Here is an 18,054-nt window from a genome sequence, read left to right as displayed (position 1 = left end):
GGTAGCGGTAAAGCGATTTTGTCGAAGACGTTAGCCTTGCGTTTGGCAAACTGAAAACGCCGATCTTAGTTAGACTCTCACTATTTGGTACGAAGATATAGCATCTGGACGACCCGAATCCCTATGATATGTTCCTGGCGTTCCCGGTGCTCGCTCAGCGCGTGACCGGGTGGCGACGGCTCAAGCCAAGAGTGGCGGGTCGTCAGGGAGAATGCCCCCCGGGATAGCCGGGTGGCGATGGGGGGATGCGATGTTGAAGGACCCGTTGAATCTCGAACTCCGTTCGGGTGCATGCCGTCGGATGTTGGCCGTCGCGTTGCTGGCTACGTCCGCCTGGACTCAGCCCGTGCTGGCCCAGGCAATGACGCCGGCCGATGCGTCGCGCGCTCAGTCGCCGGCCCAGCAGGCTGCGGCATCGTCCAGCCCGACCCAGGAGGCGGCTGAACGAAGCGGCGATGATACGAGCGGCGGTGACATCGTCGTCACCGGCTTTCGCGCCGCACTGGAGGGTGCGATCGACACCAAGCGCCGCTCGGCCAACATCATCGACGCCATCAAGGCGGACGACATGGCGAGCTTTCCTGATGCGAACCTCGCGGAATCGATTCAGCGTATCCCCGGCGTCTCGATCCAGCGCGACGCTGGCGAAGGCCGCAACGTCACCGTTCGCGGTCTGGGCGGCGACTTCGTTCGCACGCTGCTGAACGGGATCGAGGCCTTTTCGGCGACCACGGGGTCGACGCTGGGCGTGGTAGCCGGCATCAACCGCACACGCGGCTTCGACTATTCGACCTTCGCCTCCGAGCTGTTCAGCGGGGTAACCGTCAGCAAGTCGCAATCGGCCGACATGGACGAAGGCTCGCTTGCCGCAACCATCGACCTGCAAACCGCCAAGCCCTTCGACAAGAAGGGCGTTCGCGGTGCGGTGTCCGTGCAAGGCGCCTATTACGACGCCAACAAGTCGTACGCGCCACGCCTCGCCGGTTTGCTCAGCGCCACCTCCGGATCCTTCGGTGCCCTGATCTCCGGTGCCTACAGCAAACGCCGCGCACAGGAAGAGGGATATAGCGACACGTCGCAGTCCGATTACTCCGACGCGCTCAACGGCTTCTGCGGTCGGGCCACCGACGACCCGAACCAGGCCGGCAGCCAGGTCATCAACACGGCGATCCCCTTCGTCAACACGTTGTCGGGTGCCGGCAACCGACCGGCGAACCAGTGCTTCTCGGGCAAGCCGTCGGACCCGACTGCCTATTCGAAGATCAATCAGCCCAACGTCTTCCTACCGCGAAATCCCGGCCTTGGTCGCTTCGAGCTCGATCAGGAACGCATCGGGCTGACCGCGGCACTGCAATATGTGCCCTCGAGCGATACCAAGGTGACGCTGGATGCGGTTTATTCGCAGTTCAAGCAGGACCGCCGCGATTATGCGCTGTCGCTCGCGTCGAATAATCGGAACGTGAACGGCGCATCGGCTGCCTTTCCGCTATTTGCCGGCCGTGTCGACTCGCAGATCATCGACGTCAACGTCGATCCGAACGGTCAAGTCGACTATATGAAGTTGAACAACGTCGACATCAAGCACATCCAGGAGGTTACCAGGTCTACCACCAAGACGTATGAGATCGGACTGACCTTCGAGCAGAATATCGGTGACCGGCTGAAGCTGCGCGCTCGGGCGGGTAAGGCGGGGTCGGACTATAACCAGCCCTATACCGTGCTGATATCGTACGACGGGTTCAACAAGGACGGCTATATCTGGGATGCGCGCAACGATCCGCGTCGGCCGCTGATCAACTATGGCTACGACGTCACCAACCTGGCCAACGTCACCTTTACCAACGCCGGGACCGGGCTGACCCCTGACATCCGCGTCGTCCGTGCCGGCGTGAGGAACGACCTGACGACCGGCGCCCTCGATGCGGAATATGAGCTGACCAATGCGTTGAGCCTGAAGGTTGGCGGAATGTACAAGAAGTTCCGCTTCGTTTCGACGCAGGACCAGCGCTTCTTCGCCAACAACGGTCCGCCTTGCGTGGTCAGCGCCTCTAACAACGCGGCGGTAGCGGGGAGCCCGCCCGCTGCCTGCGCCGGCTACTCGACCTTCAACCTCGCGCAGTTCGCCAGCGATTTCCCGACGCTCGAATCGCTCAGCCAGACGCTGACCGGTTTCGGGCGGCAACTCGACCTGCCGGCGGGTTCGGTCACCAGCTTCGTCGTGCCTGACGTGCAGGCGTTCATCGACAAGGTCGGTGTCACCTGCAACTGCGCCAACAAATACGGCGACTTCCGTCTGAGCTACGTCACGGCGCTCGGCAACAATCGTCGCGTCGGAGAGGACGACAAGGCGCTGTATGCCCAGCTGAACTTCGACGTCGACGTGCTCGGCGGGCGTCAGCTGCGGGGCAATGCGGGCGTGCGCTACGTCAAGACCGACGTCGCATCGACCGGCTATACGTCGGCGACGTCGCAGATCACGGTGCCCAACAGCTATACCGACTGGCTGCCGTCTCTGAACGCTTCGATCGACGTCGTCCCCAACCTGATGGCACGCTTCGCCTTCGCGAAGGTCATGGCGCGACCGGGCTTCAACGCGCTGACGCCCGGTGGGTCGGTTAATACTACCTTCGGCGCGCAGTCGGCGACGATCGGTAATCCGTTGCTCGATCCATACCGTGCCAAAAACTATGACCTGAGCTTCGAATATTATCCGCAGAAGGGCGCCTTCTATGGCGTCGCACTATTCTACAAGGACATCGGGTCGACGATCCAGAATCTGGCGGCGCAAGAAGCGTACAGCAATACCGGTTTGCCGCTAAGCCTGCTGCCGGCGGGACAGGACGGTACGACGATCTATACCGTGACCCGGTTCCGCAACACCTCGGGCGGATCGATCAAAGGCGTCGAGGTCAATATCCAGCAGCCCTTCACTTTCCTGCCCGGAGCCCTGAAGAAATTCGGTTTCGCGGGAAACTATACTTATGTGCAGTCGCGCGTGCTCTACTATCTGTCTGCGGGGCTGACGGCGACGACGACGTACGACCAATTCATCAACGTCTCGCCGAATTCCGTGAATGCCACGCTGTTTTACGATGACAATCGCTTCTCGACGCGGGTGTCGGTGGCTTATCGAGACGCCTATCTGACGGCGCTACCCTTCAAGGCGGAAGTACCCGACGGCAACTACAGCTATTCGACGACCAACGTGGACGCGAACATCTCGTACAAGATTGTGCCGGGACTGACGCTGACGCTCGACATGCTGAACCTGACCAATCAGGCAGCGGACCAATATAGCGGGGCGATCCGCAAGGCTCAGCGCGTCTACAGCGTCACTGGGCGTCAGTTCTTCCTGGGGGCGTCGTTCAGCTTTTGATAAAGGTCGCCATCCCGCCGCTGCCGCGCGGCAGCGGCGGGGGGGACATGACGAGGACGAGCGGTACGGGGGCGGTGGCGGCGACCGCAGGAAGGGCGGCCTTCCACTTGTCGCCGTCGAGGCCGATGACGGTGATGCGACCGGCGTTGGCCTCGCGTACCGCGAGCAGATAGGAGCGGGGGCGCTTCATCAGCTTGGGATGGTCGAGCATCGACAGGCCGGCGATGCGGGCGGCTTCCTTCACGAAGTGGATGCAGTTGCGCTTGCCGAGATTGTAGCGGCCATCGCCGAGCCGATCGTCCCAGCCAGCGATCAGGGCGAGGATGCGGGCATATTGCGCGTCGGTGAGGACGACCGAGAATTGCGCGTCGCTGCCCTCGACATAGGTCGGCTTCACGATATCGAGCTTGCCCGGCACGCTGCCCATCAGCAGCGCCGGCGTGACCGCCTTCGCGGTGAAGCCGATGTTCGCCTCGACCGGCAGGCCGCCCGCATCGGGAGCGCCGCGCAGGGTAAAGAAGGCGTGGGGAAAGCTGCTGCCGAACTCATGGCTCCAGAAGGTGATTGTCACGCCTGCCGCCGCCGGCGTCGCGGTGAAGCAGAGGGCGAGAGCGGCAAGCAACATGCGGAACATGCGTGGTATTCTAACGCGGCGCAGGTGGTCGGCAACGGCCATCACATCACCTGCCCCGGCGCAAGCGGCAACGCGTCCTCTCGCTTTTCGGGGCGGATGTAGATCGAGCTGAGCTGCGGGAATTGAGTGTGGAGCGTGGCTTCGATGCGCTCGATCAACGTTTCGCCCTCGGCCATCGTCAGCGCGTCGTCGAAATCGGCGCTGATCGCGACGAAGATGCTGTCGGGCGCGGTGTGGATGGTGCGGACATGGTTGACCGCGGTGATGCCGGGCTGGCCTTCGACCACGCGGCGGACCTCGGCGACGATCCGTGGGTCGGCGCGCTCGCCGATCAGGAGGCCCTTCGCTTCCCGCGCAAGCAGGATGGCGACGACGCCGAGGATTAGGCCGATGAGGATCGACGCGGCGCCGTCGATGCGGGGATCGTTGAACGCATGGCTGGCCCAGACCGCGGCGGCGGCGACGACCAGCCCAGCGAGGGCGGCCGAATCCTCGAACAGGACGATGAAGCCGGCAGGGTCCTTCGACCGGCGGATCGCCTGCCACCAACCCTCGTCGCCCTTCGACGCGGCGAATTCGCGCACCGCGATGGTCCAGGAAGAGCCCTCCAGCAGGAAGGCGATGCCGAGGACGATATAGTTGACCAGCGGGTCGCGCAGCGGCTCGGGATCCTTGATGTGCAGCCAGCCCTCGTAGACCGAGACGCCGGCACCGACCGCGAAGATCAGGATCGCGACGACGAACGCCCAGAAATACAGCTCGCGGCCGTAGCCGAACGGGTGCGCGGCGTCGGCGGGGCGCTTGGCGCGGTGCTGGCCGTAGAGCAGCAGGATCTGGTTGCCGCTGTCGACGAGGCTGTGGACGCCCTCGGTCAGCATCGCCGACGACCCGGTGATCGCCGCCGCGACGAACTTGGCGATGGCGATGCCGACGTTGGCGGCGAGCGCGCCGTACAGGACGATATTCTCGCGGATGCGGGCGGTGAGGGTCGACATGTCAGGGCTCAACGCGCGGGGCGTGGTTGAGGTGCTATCGGCTGGCGGATCACGAACAACGGCAATGCCCGCCAGTGCTGAAAGCACCGGCGGGCACCTTTCCTCCCCAGGAAAGTCGGTGTCTCAGCCGAGGCGGCCGAGGCGGTGGTAGAGATTGGAGAATTTGGACGAGCGCGGATCGTCGGCGATCGTCCGGACATAGGCGGCGACGGCTTCCTTCATCAGGCCGAAGTCCTCGGTCGAGAAGACGGCGCGGCTGCGGGCGGGTTCGGTGGTCATGTCTTCGTCTCCTTTCGTCAGGCGGCTTGCTGGGTGAACTGGGCGGTCTCGGTCGACTCCGCGAGTGCGGTGGTGCTGCTGGCACCGCCCGCCACCGCCTGGGCGACCTGGTCGAAATAGCCGGTGCCGACCTCGCGCTGGTGGCGCGTCGCGGTGTAGCCGATCGCCTCGCTGGCGAATTCGGCCTGTTGCAGCTCCGAATAGGCCGCCATGCCGCGATCGCGATAGCCGTGTGCAAGCTGGTACATGCCGTGGTTGAGGCTGTGGAAGCCGGCCAGCGTCACGAATTGGAACTTGTAGCCCATCGCACCCAGCTCGCGCTGGAAACGGGCGATGTCGTCGGTGTCGAGGTTCGCCGCCCAGTTGAAGCTGGGCGAACAATTGTACGCCAGCATCTTGTTGGGATGCTCCTTCTTGATCGCCTCGGCGAAGCGGCGGGCGTCGTTGAGATCAGGGTGCGACGTTTCCCACCACAGGAGATCGGCGTGCTCGGCGAAGGCCAGGCCGCGCTTGATGCAATGGTCGACGCCGGTGCCGTCCTTCAGGCGGAAGAAGCCTTCCGGCGTTCGCTCGCCGGTCAGGAATTCATGGTCGCGCTCGTCGACGTCGCTGGTGATGAGGCGGGCGCTTTCGGCATCGGTACGGGCGCAGATTACCGTCGGCACGCCCGATACGTCGGCGGCGAGGCGGGCGGCGTCGAGGTTGCGGATGTGCGCCTGCGTCGGGATCAGGACCTTGCCGCCGAGATGGCCGCACTTCTTCTCGCTCGCCAGCTGGTCCTCATAGTGAACGCCAGCGGCGCCGGCAGCGATATAGGCCTTCATGATCTCGAAGCAGTTGAGCGGGCCGCCGAAACCGGCCTCGGCATCGGCGACGATGGGGGCGAACCAGTCGCGGGTCGCGCCGCCTTCGGCGTGCTCGATCTGGTCGGCGCGCTGCAGCGCATTGTTGATGCGGCGGCACAGGTCGGGGCCGGCATTGGCGGGATAGAGCGACTGGTCGGGGTACATGGCGCCGGCGGTGTTGGCGTCGGCGGCGACCTGCCAGCCCGACAGATAGATCGCCTGAAGCCCGGCGCGGACCTGCTGCATCGCCTGGTTGCCGCTCATCGCGCCGAGCGAGTGGACGTAATCCTCGGTGCGCAGCAGCTCCCACAGTTTCAGGGCGCCGCGGCGGGCGAGGGTGTGCTCGATCGGGACCGAGCCGCGCAGGCGAGCGACGTCGTCGGCGGTGTAGGGGCGGGTGATGCCGTCGAAGCGGCCGGGCGGGGCGGGGATCAGATCGTCGAAGGTCACAGGCACTTCCTTTTACAAAACACGTTGGCTGTGACCGCGAATGTTGAGACTCTTCACACTCGAAGCAATCTGCTTCACAGGTATGACGCGGTAAGGGGGTCGAACGTTGAGAGCGCCCGTTTTGTCATGGTGTAAACAATTGACAAACGCCTGACGTCCGGCTTCGATCGGCCCAACGAGTAGGGAACGTGAGCGACGATGGCCGAGCGCAAGCTGATGGCGGGACATGCGGTGCGGCGGCTGCGGCGTACCCAGGGGCTGAGCCAGGTGGCCATGGCCGAGATGCTGACGATCAGCCCCAGCTATCTCAACCTGGTCGAGCGCAACCAGCGGCCGGTGACGGCGACGCTGCTGGTCCGGCTGGCCGAGACGTTCGGTTTCGACGCGCGCGCGCTGGCGGCGAGCGAGCCGGGCGGTGGCGCCGAGGCGATGCGGCGGCGGCTGGCCGACCCGATGTTTGCCGACCTGGAGATCGATCGCACCGAGTTGGGAGAATGGCTGGCGGCGGCGCCCGGTGGGGCGGAGGCGTTCGCCAGGGTGTTCGACCGGCTGGGCGGACGCGGCGCCGCGGCACCCGGCGTCGACGATCCGGCGGCGCTGGTGCGGCGCGAGATCGAGCGGTGGCGAAATTATTTCCCCGACCTCGATGCCGGCGCGGAGACGCTGGCCGACGAGCTGCGTCTGGGGGCGGGCGACCTATATGGCGCGGTCGCCGAGCGGTTGCGGGTCAAGCACAGCCTGTCGATCAGGGTGCTGCCCGTCGACGTGATGCCCGACGTGCTGCGGCGGCTGGACCTTCACGCGCGTCAGCTGCAATTGTCGGAAGTTCTCGACCCTGCGGCGCGGACCTTCGCCGTGGCCTTCCAGCTGGCCCAGATCGAAGCGCGGGGCGAGATCGATGCGCTGGCGCGCGGCGCGGACTTCACCGACCGGACGGCGGAACGATTGTTCCGGCGACACCTGGCCGCCTATTGGGCCGCAGCGTTGATGATGCCCTATGCGCGGTTCCTGCGGGCGTGCGAGGCGACGGGCTATGACGTCGAGCTGCTCGAGCGCCGGTTCGGTGCGGGGTACGAGCAGGTGGCGCATCGCTTGACGACGCTGAGCCGGGTCGGTGCGCGCGGCTTGCCGTTCTTCATGATCCGCATCGACCGCGCGGGGCAGGCGTCGAAACGCTATGCCGGAGCGAGTGCGGCGGCGCTGGTCGAGGCGGAGGGGCGATGTCCGCTCTGGGCGCTGCACCACGCGTTCGACCGGCCGGGCACGGGGATCGCGCAGCTCGTCGAGATTAAGGCGGGCGGGGCGGTCCAGCGCTATCTGACGCTGTCGCGCACGGTCGTACCACAGGGTAGGCGATTGGGCACGCCCGAGGCAATGTTCGCGATCGGGCTCGGAGTAGAGGCCGCGCTGGCGACGTCGCTGGCGGCGGCGCGCGGGATCGACCTGGGCGCGCGAGCAGTCGCCATCGGCCCCGGCTGTCGCGCATGTCTTCGCCCCGACTGCGCGCAACGGTCCGCGGCGCCTGCGGGCCGAGCGTTAGCGATCAACGATCGCGAACGTAGGGCTACTGCACTGACCTTTATTGGGGATTAAGGGTGCGGCACCGTACGGAGACTTCGATTTATTGATCGAGTGATGAAAAAAAATCCGACTAGACCCGCTTTGATGGTTAATTCCTGATTGAGGCGGCCGCGGAAGTGATGATAACGTAAGACTTATTGCAGCGTATCCGTTCATCGTCTGCGGGGGGAGAAAGCCGATGATCGATGCCACCGAGGGGGCTCGGCGCATGATCCTGGTGGTGGAAGATAACGAGTTGCTCCAGATGACCACGGTGGACATCTTGTGCGACGCGGGTCTCGACGTGATCTCGGTCAACAATGCCGATCAAGCAATGGATGCTCTGCGAACCCGCGACGACATCTTCGCGGTATTTACCGACGTGGATATGCCGGGGTCAATGGACGGCATTCAGCTGGCGCGTATCATCGAAAAGCAATGGCCGATGATCCGAACCGTGCTGACGTCGGGCGGACCACCGCCGCCGCACGGTGCGCTGCCGGTGCAGGCGGTATTTTATCAGAAACCGTATGACAGCAATGAGGTTCTGGCCGCGCTCGCGAGATAGGATCGAGCGGCGATCGCTGGCGTTCAGGCCCCGGCAGCGGACAGGCGGTCGAGCTGATCCTGGGTCAGCATCAGATCCATCGCCGGCATCAGGTCATTTAGCTGTTCGACGCTGGTGGCGCTGGCGATCGGGCCGGTGACGCCGGGCTGGGCCATCAGCCAGGCTAGCGCGATCTGGGCAAGCGTTGCGCCGGTATCGGCGGCGACGTCGTCCATCGCGGCCAGGACACTCGCGCCCTTGCCGTGGAGAAGGTCGGCCATGCCACCGCCGCGCACGCTCTTCGCGAGATCGGCGTCGCTGCGATACTTGCCGGTCAGGAAGCCGGAGGCGACGCCGTAATAGGGCAGCACCGCGATATTCTCGGTGACGCAATAATCCTGCAACTCGCCCTCGAACTTGTGGCGGCTCACCAGATTATATTCGGGCTGGAGCACGTGATAGCGCGGCAGGCCGTCGCGCCTGGCGATGTCGATCGCGCGCTTCAGGCGCATCGCGTGAAAATTGGACGCGCCGATGACGCGGACCTTGCCGGCGTCGATCAGCCGACCGAACGCACCGAGGACATCCTCCTGCGGCACATCCTCGTCATCGCGATGCGCGTAATAGAGATCGATATGGTCGGTGCCGAGGCGGCGCAGCGACGCGTCGCAGGCGGCGGCTATCGTGTCGGGGTGCAGGCCCTTTGCGCCATCGACCGGGAGCATCCCGACCTTGGTCGCGATCTGCACCGCGTCGCGCTTGCCCGATGCCTTCAGCCATTCGCCGATCATCGTCTCCGACTCGCCGCCGCGATGGCCATCGACCCAGGCGGAATAGACGTCGGCGGTATCGATCATCGTGCCACCGCCGGCGACGAAAGCGTCGAGCACCGCAAAGCTGGCGGTGCGATTGGCGGTCCAACCGAAGACGTTGCCGCCGAGCACAAGCGGGGCGATGTGGAGGTCGGTCGCGCCGAGGCGCCTCTTGGTCGGCATCAGGTCACCTGCGGCACGGAATGCAGCCGCCCCGACAGGATGCCGGGGCGGTAGGAACGTCTTAGTCGCGAACCTTTTCGCCGGCGCGGACCAGCGTGTTGCCGGTCGCATCGGCGGCACGATCGCCGGCGCGCTCCACGGCAGCACCGGTACGCTCGGCGGCGCGATCGGCGTCAGCGGCGGCGCGGTCGGTCTTCGCCTCGATCTTGTCGCCGGCACGGTCGAGTTGATCGCCGGCACGATCGAGCGAGTTGGCGGCGCTGTCCAGCGCGCGGTCGCTGGCGGCGCGGACGTCATTGACCGCATTGGTGGTCGTCGCCGCCGCGTCGGCGGCGATGGCGTTGCCGGCTTCTGCCGTCTGGTCCTGCGCCCGCTCGCTGCAGGCGGCGAGCGAACCGGCGGCGGCGATGGCGAGCAGCAGGCGGGTGGTACGCTTCATTGGTTGCACTCCCGTGATAATTCCTGTGGCGCAACGCAGGTAAAGCAGTTCGGCTCCCTGCCGCTCGTGCGTTGACCGCATATAAAGATATCTTTATATCTTGAACCCGATGACACTGGCACTCGACATATTCCGCGCCCTTGCCGACGCGACGCGGTTGCGCATCGTGGCGCTGCTGCGGTCGATGGAGCTGTCGGTGGGCGAGTTGGCGCAGGTGCTGGGGCAAAGCCAGCCGCGCGTGAGCCGGCATGTAAAAATCCTGGTCGACGCGGGACTTGCCGAGCGGCGCAAGGAGGGCAGCTGGGTGTTCGTGGCACTGTGCCGGGATGCCGCGACCGCGCCGGTCGTCGCCGCGCTCGACGCCTGGGCCAAGATCGAATCGGATCATTGGGCGGTGGCCGACGCAGCGCGGCTGACCGCGGTGCGCGCCGACCGGGCGTCGGCGGCGGCGAGCTGGTTCGAGGCGCATGCCGACCAATGGGATGCGATCCGCTCGCTCCATGTCGCGGAGAGCCAGGTCGAGGCGGCGATGCAGGCGGCGCTGGGCGACCAGCCGCTCGGCACGCTGATTGATATCGGCACCGGCACCGGGCGGATGCTGGAGCTGTTCGGCACCCGCGCCGCGCATGCGCTGGGGATCGACCGGTCGTCGGAAATGCTGCGGCTGGCGCGCGTCAAGCTCGCGGGACGGGGCAATACCGAGCTGCGCCAGGCGGACCTCTATGCGCTGCCGATGGCGGACGGCGAGGCCGACGTCGCGATCCTGCACCATGTGCTGCATTATGCGCAACAGCCGGGCGCCGCGATCGGCGAGGCGGCGCGGGTGCTGGCGCCGGGCGGGCGATTGCTGATCGTCGACTTCGCCAGCCACGACCGCGAGGAACTGCGCCAGCGCGACGCGCACGTCCGGCTCGGCTTCGGCGATGCGCAGGTAGAGGGCTGGTTCGCGAATGCGGGCCTGCGCATGGCCCGGCTCGACACGCTGGAGGGCGGCGAGCTGACGGTGAAACTTTGGCTGGGTCGCAAGACCGGCGACGTACACGAAAAGGCGAAGGCGGCATGAACACCCTGTCGGTGAACCAGCTGGAAGAGGCGCAGACCGCGCTGGCGGGGCCGCTGTATGCGGATGTCGGCGGCGACCTGGAGGTGAGCTTCGAATTCTTCCCGCCCAAGAGCGAGAAGATGGAAGAGCAGCTGTGGGACGCGATCCGCACGCTCGAGCCGCTGGGGCCGCGCTTCGTATCGGTGACCTATGGCGCGGGCGGGTCGACGCGCGAGCGCACTCACGCCACCGTGGCACGGATCCAGCGCGAGACCAGCCTGGCGGCGGCGGCGCACTTGACCTGCGTCGAGGCGACCAAGGAAGAAATCGATCAGGTCGCCGAGGAATATTGGGCGGCGGGCGTTCGCCACATCGTCGCGCTGCGTGGCGATCCGCCGCGGGCGGGCGAGAAGTACCAGACGCATCCGGGCGGGTACGAGAATGCCGCTGCACTGGTCGCGGGGCTGAAGAAGCTGCACCCGTTCGAGATTTCGGTCGCGGCCTATCCCGAATGCCACCCGGATTCGGCGGATGCGGCGGCGGACCTCGACAATCTGCGCGCGAAGATGGACGCCGGCGCGACGCGCGCGATCACGCAGTTCTTCCACGAACCCGAAACCTTCTTCCGCTATCGCGACCAGGTGGCGGCGGCGGGAATCGATGCCGAGATCGTGCCGGGCATCATGCCGGTGACGAACTTCGCCGCGGTGAAGCGGATGAGCGCGATGTGCGGGACCGAGGTGCCGGCCTGGCTGGGACGGCTGTTCGAGGGGCTCGACGATCATCCCGCCTCGCGCCAGCTGGTGGCGGCGACGATCGCCGCGGAGCTGTCGCGCCGGCTGTATGCGGGCGGGGTGAAGCAGCTGCACTTCTACACGCTGAACCGCGCCGAGCTGGCGTTCGCGATCTGTCACCTGCTGGGGGTGCGGAGCCGCGACGAGAAGGCGAAGGCGGCGGCGTAATTTACTGGCCCCTCCCCTTCAGGGGAGGGGGTGGGGTGGGGGAGGCGGGCGCTGGTCTCTGCGAGGCTCGCCCCACCCCCGACCCCTCCCCTGAAGGGGGGGGATAATGGGAAAGACGATGACCAAACGCGACCTCTTCAATGCCGCTGCGGCGGAGCGCATCCTGATCACCGACGGGGCGTTCGGGACCGAGATCCAGAACTGGAAGCTGTCCGAAGCCGATTATGCGGGCTCGCTGGCGCTGGGGCATGACCAGAAGGGCAACAACGACATTCTGGCGTTGACCAAGCCGGAGGTGCCCGAGGCGATCCACCGCGCCTATTTCGAAGCGGGGGCGGATATCGCCGAGACCAACACCTTCTCGGCGAACAAGATCAGCCAGGCCGACTATGGCGCGGAAGGGCTGGTGCGCGAGATCAACGTCGAGAGCGCCAAGCTCGCCCGGCGGATCGCCGACGAATATGAGGCGAAGGATGGGCGCCCTCGCTTCGTGGCCGGCGCGATCGGGCCGACCAACAAGACGCTGTCGCTGTCGCCCGACGTCAACGATCCCGGCTATCGCGAGATCGATTTCGATTATCTGACGCAGGTGTATCGCGAGCAGGTCGACGCGCTGCTGGAAGGCGGGGCGGACTTCATCCTGATCGAGACGGTGTTCGACACGCTCAACGCCAAGGCGGGGATCATGGCGGCGTTGCAGGCGGGCGAGGCGCTGGGCCGCGACGTGCCGATCATGCTGTCGATGACGCTGACCGACCTTAGCGGGCGCAACCTGTCGGGCCACACGGTCGAGGCGTTCTGGCATGCGGTGCGGCATGCGCGGCCGCTGACGATCGGGCTCAACTGCTCGTTCGGGGCGGAGCAGCTGCGCCCGCATGTGAAGACGCTGTCGGAGATCTGCGACACGCTGATCATGGTGTACCCCAACGCCGGCCTGCCCAACGAGCTGGGCGAATATGACGAACAGCCGGCGACGACCGCCGGGCTGGTCGGCGAATGGGCCGAGGCGGGGCAGGTCAACGTGCTCGGCGGATGCTGCGGATCGACGCCGGCGCATATCAAGGCGATCGCCGATATGGCGCGTGGCCGGGCGCCGCGGCGCGTGCCGGTGCCGGCGGTGCGGACGCGGCTGGCGGGGCTGGAGCCGTTCACGATGGCGGCTTGATGCAGGAAGCCCCTCCCCTTCAGGGGAGGGGTTGGGGGTGGGGCGTCGGCGTCTCACCGAGAGCGACCGTGGGCGGATAGGCCCCACCCCAACCCCTCCCCTGAAGGGGTGGGGCTAACGATGAAGAACCCATGACCACCCAATCCTCCACCCATTTCGTCAACGTCGGCGAGCGGACCAACGTCACCGGATCGGCGGCGTTCAAGAAGCTCATCATGGCGGGCGACTATCCCAAGGCGGTCGAGGTCGCACGCAACCAGGTGGAGAATGGCGCGCAGGTCATCGACGTCAACATGGACGAAGGCCTGCTTGACGCGCACCACGCGATGACGACGTTCCTGAAGCTGATCGCCGCGGAGCCCGACATCGCCCGCGTGCCGGTGATGATCGACAGTTCCAAGTGGGACGTGATCGAGGCGGGGCTGAAGTGCGTGTCGGGCAAGCCGATCGTCAATTCGATCAGCATGAAGGAGGGCGAGGAGCAGTTCCTGGCCCATGCCCGAAAGTGCATGGCCTATGGCGCGGCGGTGGTCGTCATGGCCTTCGACGAGACGGGCCAGGCGGACACCAAGGAGCGCAAGGTCGAGATCTGCGAGCGTGCCTACAAGCTGTTGACCGGGATCGGCTTTCCGCCCGAGGATATCATTTTCGACCCCAATGTCTTCGCGGTGGCGACGGGGATCGAGGAGCACAACAACTACGGCGTCGACTTCATCGAGGCATGCCGCGAAATCAAGGCGCGCTGCCCGCACGTCCATATCTCGGGCGGGCTGTCGAACCTGTCGTTCAGCTTCCGCGGCAACGAGCCCGTGCGCCGCGCGATGCACTCGGTGTTCCTCTATTATGCCATCCCCGCGGGCATGGACATGGCGATCGTCAACGCCGGGCAGCTCGACGTCTATGATGCGATCGATTCCGAGCTGCGCCAGGCGTGCGAGGACGTGGTGCTCAACCGCGACCCCGAGGCCGGCGACCGGCTGGTGGCGCTGGCTGAACGCTTCCGCGGCACCGATGCGGTGGCGGAGAAGGCGGCGGCCGAGTGGCGCAGCCTGGAGGTCACCAAGCGGCTGGAATATGCGCTGGTGAAGGGCATCGACGCGCATGTCGTCGAGGACACCGAGGAATGCCGCCAGCAGTTCGCGAGGCCGATCGAGGTGATCGAGGGCCCGCTGATGGACGGGATGAACGTCGTCGGCGACCTGTTCGGCAGCGGCAAGATGTTCCTGCCGCAGGTGGTGAAATCCGCGCGCGTCATGAAGAAGGCGGTGGCGCACCTGCTGCCCTTCATCGAGGCGGCGAAGGAGCCGGGCGCCAAGGGCAAGGGCCGGATCGTGATGGCGACCGTGAAGGGCGACGTCCATGATATCGGCAAGAACATCGTCGGCGTCGTGCTGCAGTGTAACGGCTTCGAGGTGATCGACCTGGGCGTGATGGTGCCCTGGTCGAAGATCCTGGAGGCGGCGAACGAGAACGACGCGGACATGATCGGGCTCAGCGGCCTCATCACCCCCAGCCTCGACGAGATGGTGACGGTGGGCGAGGAGATGCAGCGCGCGGGCATGACGATGCCGCTGCTGATCGGCGGCGCGACGACGTCGAAGGTCCACACCGCGCTGCGCATCTCGCCGGCGTATCAGGGGCCGGTGGTCCATGTCCTCGACGCCAGCCGTGCGGTGGGCGTGGCGACGACGCTGGTCAGCGACACCGGACGTGACGCCTATGTCGCGGGGATCGCTGCGGATTATCAGGCGGTGCGCGATGCGCGCGAGGGCAAGGGGCAGAACGCGCTGCTGCCGCTCGACGTTGCGCGCCAGCGTGGCTTCGCGGCGGACATGGCGCTGAAGGCGCCGCCGGCGAAGCAGCCCGGCATCCATGTGTTCGATGACTGGGATCTCGCCGACCTGGTCGAATATATCGACTGGACGCCGTTCTTCCGCGCCTGGGAACTGGCGGGGACGTACCCTGCGATCCTGAAGGACGAGGTAGTCGGCGAAAGCGCGAGCGGACTCTATGCCGACGCGCGCGCGATGCTGGAGAAGATCGTCGCCGAGAAGTGGCTGACGGCGCGGGGCGTTGCCGGGCTGTGGCCGTGCCATCGTCACGACGACGACGTGTGGATCAACGACAAGCATAGCGACGATCACCGTTCGCCCGACGGCGCGGCGATCCCTGAGGGCTTTCACGTTCCCGATCTGAACCGCGGCAACGATCATTCGACGCGGCTGCCGTTCCTGCGCCAGCAGATCGCGAAGCGGGAGGGCCGGGCGAACATGTGTCTGGCCGATTTCATCGATCCCAAGGGCGACTGGATGGGCGGCTTCGCGGTTGGCATCCACGGCATCGAGCCGCATCTGGAGCGGTATCGGGCGGCGCACGACGACTATAACGACATCCTGTTGAAGGCGCTGGCGGATCGCCTGGCGGAAGCGTTCGCGGAAGCGCTCCATGCCCATGTCCGTCGCGAACTGTGGGGCTATGCGCCCGACGAGCAGCTGACCAACGAGGCGCTGGTCCGCGAACAGTATCGCGGTATCCGGCCGGCCCCGGGTTATCCGGCGTGCCCCGAGCACTCGCTGAAGCGGACGCTGTTCGACCTGCTCGATGCGGAGGAGAACGTCGGGCTGGAGCTGACCGAGAGCTTCGCGATGTTGCCGACCGCGGCGGTGAGCGGCTTCTATTTCGGGCATGCGCAGGCGGAATATTTCGGCGTGGCGCGAATCGGCGAGGATCAGGTCGCGGACTATGCCGCGCGGCGCGGGGTGGACCAGGCGCAGGCGGTGCGCTGGCTGCGACCGAATCTGGATTGAGGGAAATGCTCCCTCTCCCAGCGGGAGAGGGAAGGGGCCCGCTCGGCGAAGCCGAGTGGGAAGGGTGAGGGCAGCAGTCCAAACTCGGCGGCCCTTGCGGACCGTCCTCACACATGCCGCCTTCCGGCGGCTGTTCCCTCTCCCGGTGAGAGAGGGAAGGTGGGCGACGCCCCCACAAGCTCGTCATGCTGAACTTGGTTCAGCATCTGCCGGCGAGGGAGCGTGCCCTTTCAGCAAGATGCTGAAACGAGTTCAGCATGACGGTTAGGGTGTTGGGGGGAGGGGGGTGCCCTCCCCTTGAGCGTTACTTCGAGACGATGGTCACGCCGTGGGCCGACCACTGCTCGACGGTCTCGCAGAGCGTCGCGGGCAGCGTCTTGTCCTTGGCGACGACCGGGCTGGTCGTGCGCGGCATGCAGATGCGCGCCTCGGGCGACTTCAGGACGCTGGCGGGCATGGTCACGATCTTGGGCTTGGTGGCACCGGCCGAGGCGGCGGCGGTGAGGGCGAAGGCGGCGACGGCGGCGGAAAAAGCGGTTGCGATGCGGGTCATGGTTGGTCTCCCTAGGATGAAATCATCCACCGTTGTTCGGTGTGCCCAACACATTGCATCGCTCGTGCCAGTTTTAGAAAACGCTCTAAAACAACGACTTACGAGAAATCTGCGCTGCGCCCCCGCGGTGGTTGGCGCCGACTACGCGTGTAAACCACCAATGATTGGCGTCAGCTGCGCCGGTCGAGCAGCGCCCGGTCGCGTGTCAGTCTGGGCTTGACGACCGGGATGGTCAGCATCGTGCTCATCACCGCCATCAGCAGCAGCGCGGTAAAGGTTTCGTTGGTGATGATCTTCTTGTCCAACAGGATGTTGACGAAGATGATCATGATGAGCGCCTTGGTCTGGAGCAGCCAGCCGATCGTCATCGCCTCGCCCGGCCGCCATTTGAGGATACGCCCGGCGAGGCCGACGCCCGCCAGCTTGCCGCCGACCGACGCCGCCAGTAGCAGCGCCGCCGCGCCGAAGACCGCGGTGCCGCCGACGCTCCACTGCGTCTTGAGCCCGGTCGACAGGAAGAACACCGGCATCATCGCGAGCAGCACGAAGCCGCGAAAGCGATCCAATCGTTCCTGATCGTACCAGCGGGCGTCGAGCACCGCGCCCGACAGGAAGGCGCCGACCATGAAGTGCAGCCCCGCCCAGTCCGCCGCGAAGCCGCAGGCGGCGAGCCAGATCAGGCTAATATACCAGCGATCATCCTCTGCGATCTTCGCCATCAGCCGGCGGACGGCGACGGTGGCGAACGCAAAGCCGACGAGGAAGCCCGCCTGTCGCCCCACGCGGTCCCAATCGAGCAGGATCAGCGCGAGGACGCCCCAGATCATCACGTCGTCGAGGCTGGCATAGCGCAGGATGCGCTGGCCGAAGGCGCTGCGCAGGACCTCGAGCTTTTCGAGGAACAGGACCAGGATCGGCAGGGCGGTGACCGCGCAGGCCATGCCGATGCCGAGCACGACCTGCCATGTCGCACCGTTGGGGCCGGCCCAGCCCGGCGTGCGGAGCAGCAGCATCGCGGCGAGGCTGCCGGTGACGAGCGGGACGATCAGCGCCAGGCCGGCGGCGGTGCCGGTTTCGCCGCGGCGGCGCCATGCCTCGGTCAGGTCGAGCTCGATGCCCGCGACCCAGACGAACATCATCACCGCCCAGGTGGCGAGACCGGTCAGCGACTGGACGGTCACGGGGGTGAAGACGGTGGCGTAATAGGCCGGAAACAGCGCGCCGAGCACGCCCGGGCCGAGCAGGATGCCACCGATGATCTGCACCACGACGAGCGGCGCCCAATGGTCGGTCCGCGCGAGGCGCCAGACCAGATAGGGCACGGTGAAGATGATGAGCAGCGCCAGGAGGAATACCTCCATCGGCGACATGGCGTGCATGGCGTCGGATCCCCCTCCGGTGTGTT

The 18,054-nt window shown here is 66.0% G+C and carries 15 protein-coding genes; 7 read left to right on the top strand and 8 right to left on the bottom strand.

The window, feature by feature from the left end; translation table 11 throughout:
* Positions 1-301: 301 nt before the first annotated feature.
* The gene (locus tag GGQ80_RS16325; protein WP_221364452.1) at positions 302-3,376 is read left to right on the top strand and encodes a TonB-dependent receptor; all 3,075 of its coding nucleotides are present in this window, start codon (positions 302-304) and stop codon (positions 3,374-3,376) included.
* Here GGQ80_RS16325 and GGQ80_RS16320 read toward each other — a convergent pair.
* The 4 genes from GGQ80_RS16320 to aceA form a co-directional block, all read right to left on the bottom strand.
* The gene (locus GGQ80_RS16320; protein WP_183986814.1) at positions 3,366-4,010 is read right to left on the bottom strand and encodes a hypothetical protein; all 645 of its coding nucleotides are present in this window, start codon (positions 4,008-4,010) and stop codon (positions 3,366-3,368) included. The genes GGQ80_RS16325 and GGQ80_RS16320 overlap by 11 nt on opposite strands.
* 41 nt (positions 4,011-4,051) lie before the next feature.
* The gene (locus GGQ80_RS16315) at positions 4,052-5,005 is read right to left on the bottom strand and encodes a cation diffusion facilitator family transporter (RefSeq protein WP_183986812.1); all 954 of its coding nucleotides are present in this window, start codon (positions 5,003-5,005) and stop codon (positions 4,052-4,054) included.
* Between the two features lie 123 nt (positions 5,006-5,128).
* The gene (locus GGQ80_RS16310; protein WP_183986810.1) at positions 5,129-5,284 is read right to left on the bottom strand and encodes a hypothetical protein; all 156 of its coding nucleotides are present in this window, start codon (positions 5,282-5,284) and stop codon (positions 5,129-5,131) included.
* Between the two features lie 17 nt (positions 5,285-5,301).
* On the bottom strand, positions 5,302-6,579 hold the full coding sequence (gene aceA / locus GGQ80_RS16305) for an isocitrate lyase (protein ID WP_425506076.1): 1,278 nt from the start codon (positions 6,577-6,579) through the stop codon (positions 5,302-5,304).
* 198 nt (positions 6,580-6,777) lie between these two features.
* On the opposite strand from aceA, the gene GGQ80_RS16300 reads away from it, so the two are divergent.
* Both GGQ80_RS16300 and GGQ80_RS16295 read left to right on the top strand, forming a co-directional pair.
* Positions 6,778-8,172: a helix-turn-helix domain-containing protein gene (locus GGQ80_RS16300; protein WP_183986806.1), complete on the top strand. Its 1,395-nt coding sequence runs from the start codon at positions 6,778-6,780 to the stop codon at positions 8,170-8,172.
* Between the two features lie 166 nt (positions 8,173-8,338).
* Positions 8,339-8,707: a response regulator gene (locus GGQ80_RS16295; protein WP_183986804.1), complete on the top strand. Its 369-nt coding sequence runs from the start codon at positions 8,339-8,341 to the stop codon at positions 8,705-8,707.
* A gap of 23 nt (positions 8,708-8,730) precedes the next feature.
* On the opposite strand, the gene GGQ80_RS16290 is transcribed toward GGQ80_RS16295, so the two are convergent.
* Both GGQ80_RS16290 and GGQ80_RS16285 read right to left on the bottom strand, forming a co-directional pair.
* Positions 8,731-9,681 carry an aldo/keto reductase gene (locus GGQ80_RS16290; protein WP_183986802.1) on the bottom strand — a complete coding sequence of 317 codons (951 nt, stop codon included), beginning with the start codon at positions 9,679-9,681 and terminating at the stop codon, positions 8,731-8,733.
* A 61-nt stretch (positions 9,682-9,742) separates the two neighbouring features.
* Positions 9,743-10,120, bottom strand: coding sequence for a hypothetical protein (locus GGQ80_RS16285; RefSeq protein WP_183986800.1), 378 nt, complete (start codon positions 10,118-10,120; stop codon positions 9,743-9,745).
* Between the two features lie 109 nt (positions 10,121-10,229).
* On the opposite strand from GGQ80_RS16285, the gene GGQ80_RS16280 reads away from it, so the two are divergent.
* The 4 genes from GGQ80_RS16280 (at position 10,230) to metH (ending at position 16,096) form a co-directional block, all read left to right on the top strand.
* A complete protein-coding gene (locus tag GGQ80_RS16280) occupies positions 10,230-11,183 on the top strand; it encodes an ArsR/SmtB family transcription factor (protein WP_183986935.1) in 954 nt (317 codons plus the stop codon).
* Positions 11,180-12,124: a methylenetetrahydrofolate reductase [NAD(P)H] gene (gene metF / locus GGQ80_RS16275; protein WP_183986798.1), complete on the top strand. Its 945-nt coding sequence runs from the start codon at positions 11,180-11,182 to the stop codon at positions 12,122-12,124. Before GGQ80_RS16280 ends, metF begins: the two co-directional genes overlap by 4 nt.
* A gap of 118 nt (positions 12,125-12,242) precedes the next feature.
* The gene (locus GGQ80_RS16270; RefSeq protein ID WP_183986796.1) at positions 12,243-13,289 is read left to right on the top strand and encodes a homocysteine S-methyltransferase family protein; all 1,047 of its coding nucleotides are present in this window, start codon (positions 12,243-12,245) and stop codon (positions 13,287-13,289) included.
* 131 nt (positions 13,290-13,420) lie between these two features.
* The gene (metH, locus tag GGQ80_RS16265; protein ID WP_183986794.1) at positions 13,421-16,096 is read left to right on the top strand and encodes a methionine synthase; all 2,676 of its coding nucleotides are present in this window, start codon (positions 13,421-13,423) and stop codon (positions 16,094-16,096) included.
* Between the two features lie 304 nt (positions 16,097-16,400).
* Here the strand turns inward: metH and GGQ80_RS16260 are convergent, their stop codons facing one another.
* Together GGQ80_RS16260 and GGQ80_RS16255 are read right to left on the bottom strand one after the other, a co-directional pair.
* A complete protein-coding gene (locus GGQ80_RS16260) occupies positions 16,401-16,649 on the bottom strand; it encodes a hypothetical protein (protein WP_183986792.1) in 249 nt (82 codons plus the stop codon).
* Positions 16,650-16,819: 170 nt separating this feature from the next.
* A complete protein-coding gene (locus tag GGQ80_RS16255) occupies positions 16,820-18,028 on the bottom strand; it encodes a cation:proton antiporter (protein ID WP_183986790.1) in 1,209 nt (402 codons plus the stop codon).
* Positions 18,029-18,054: the final 26 nt, after the last annotated feature.

This window comes from Sphingomonas jinjuensis (assembly GCF_014197105.1).
In the GTDB taxonomy this organism is placed as follows: Bacteria; Pseudomonadota; Alphaproteobacteria; order Sphingomonadales; family Sphingomonadaceae; genus Sphingomonas; species Sphingomonas jinjuensis.
The sequence above is the reverse complement of the archived record's forward strand: the minus strand, read 5'-3'. Positions and strand labels throughout refer to the sequence as shown.

Bases quoted from the DNA above. Each gene is read 5' to 3' on its own strand.
- GGQ80_RS16290 (WP_183986802.1), bottom strand. From the start codon at position 9,681: ATGCCGACCAAGAGGCGCCTCGGCGCGACCGACCTCCACATCGCCCCG.
- metF (WP_183986798.1), top strand. From the start codon at position 11,180: ATGAACACCCTGTCGGTGAACCAGCTGGAAGAGGCGCAGACCGCGCTG.
- GGQ80_RS16315 (WP_183986812.1), bottom strand. From the start codon at position 5,005: ATGTCGACCCTCACCGCCCGCATCCGCGAGAATATCGTCCTGTACGGC.
- metH (WP_183986794.1), top strand. From the start codon at position 13,421: ATGACCACCCAATCCTCCACCCATTTCGTCAACGTCGGCGAGCGGACC.
- GGQ80_RS16285 (WP_183986800.1), bottom strand. From the start codon at position 10,120: ATGAAGCGTACCACCCGCCTGCTGCTCGCCATCGCCGCCGCCGGTTCG.
- GGQ80_RS16300 (WP_183986806.1), top strand. From the start codon at position 6,778: ATGGCCGAGCGCAAGCTGATGGCGGGACATGCGGTGCGGCGGCTGCGG.
- GGQ80_RS16325 (WP_221364452.1), top strand. From the start codon at position 302: ATGTTGGCCGTCGCGTTGCTGGCTACGTCCGCCTGGACTCAGCCCGTG.
- GGQ80_RS16255 (WP_183986790.1), bottom strand. From the start codon at position 18,028: ATGCACGCCATGTCGCCGATGGAGGTATTCCTCCTGGCGCTGCTCATC.
- GGQ80_RS16310 (WP_183986810.1), bottom strand. From the start codon at position 5,284: ATGACCACCGAACCCGCCCGCAGCCGCGCCGTCTTCTCGACCGAGGAC.
- GGQ80_RS16270 (WP_183986796.1), top strand. From the start codon at position 12,243: ATGACCAAACGCGACCTCTTCAATGCCGCTGCGGCGGAGCGCATCCTG.
- GGQ80_RS16320 (WP_183986814.1), bottom strand. From the start codon at position 4,010: ATGTTCCGCATGTTGCTTGCCGCTCTCGCCCTCTGCTTCACCGCGACG.
- GGQ80_RS16295 (WP_183986804.1), top strand. From the start codon at position 8,339: ATGATCGATGCCACCGAGGGGGCTCGGCGCATGATCCTGGTGGTGGAA.
- GGQ80_RS16260 (WP_183986792.1), bottom strand. From the start codon at position 16,649: ATGACCCGCATCGCAACCGCTTTTTCCGCCGCCGTCGCCGCCTTCGCC.
- GGQ80_RS16280 (WP_183986935.1), top strand. From the start codon at position 10,230: ATGACACTGGCACTCGACATATTCCGCGCCCTTGCCGACGCGACGCGG.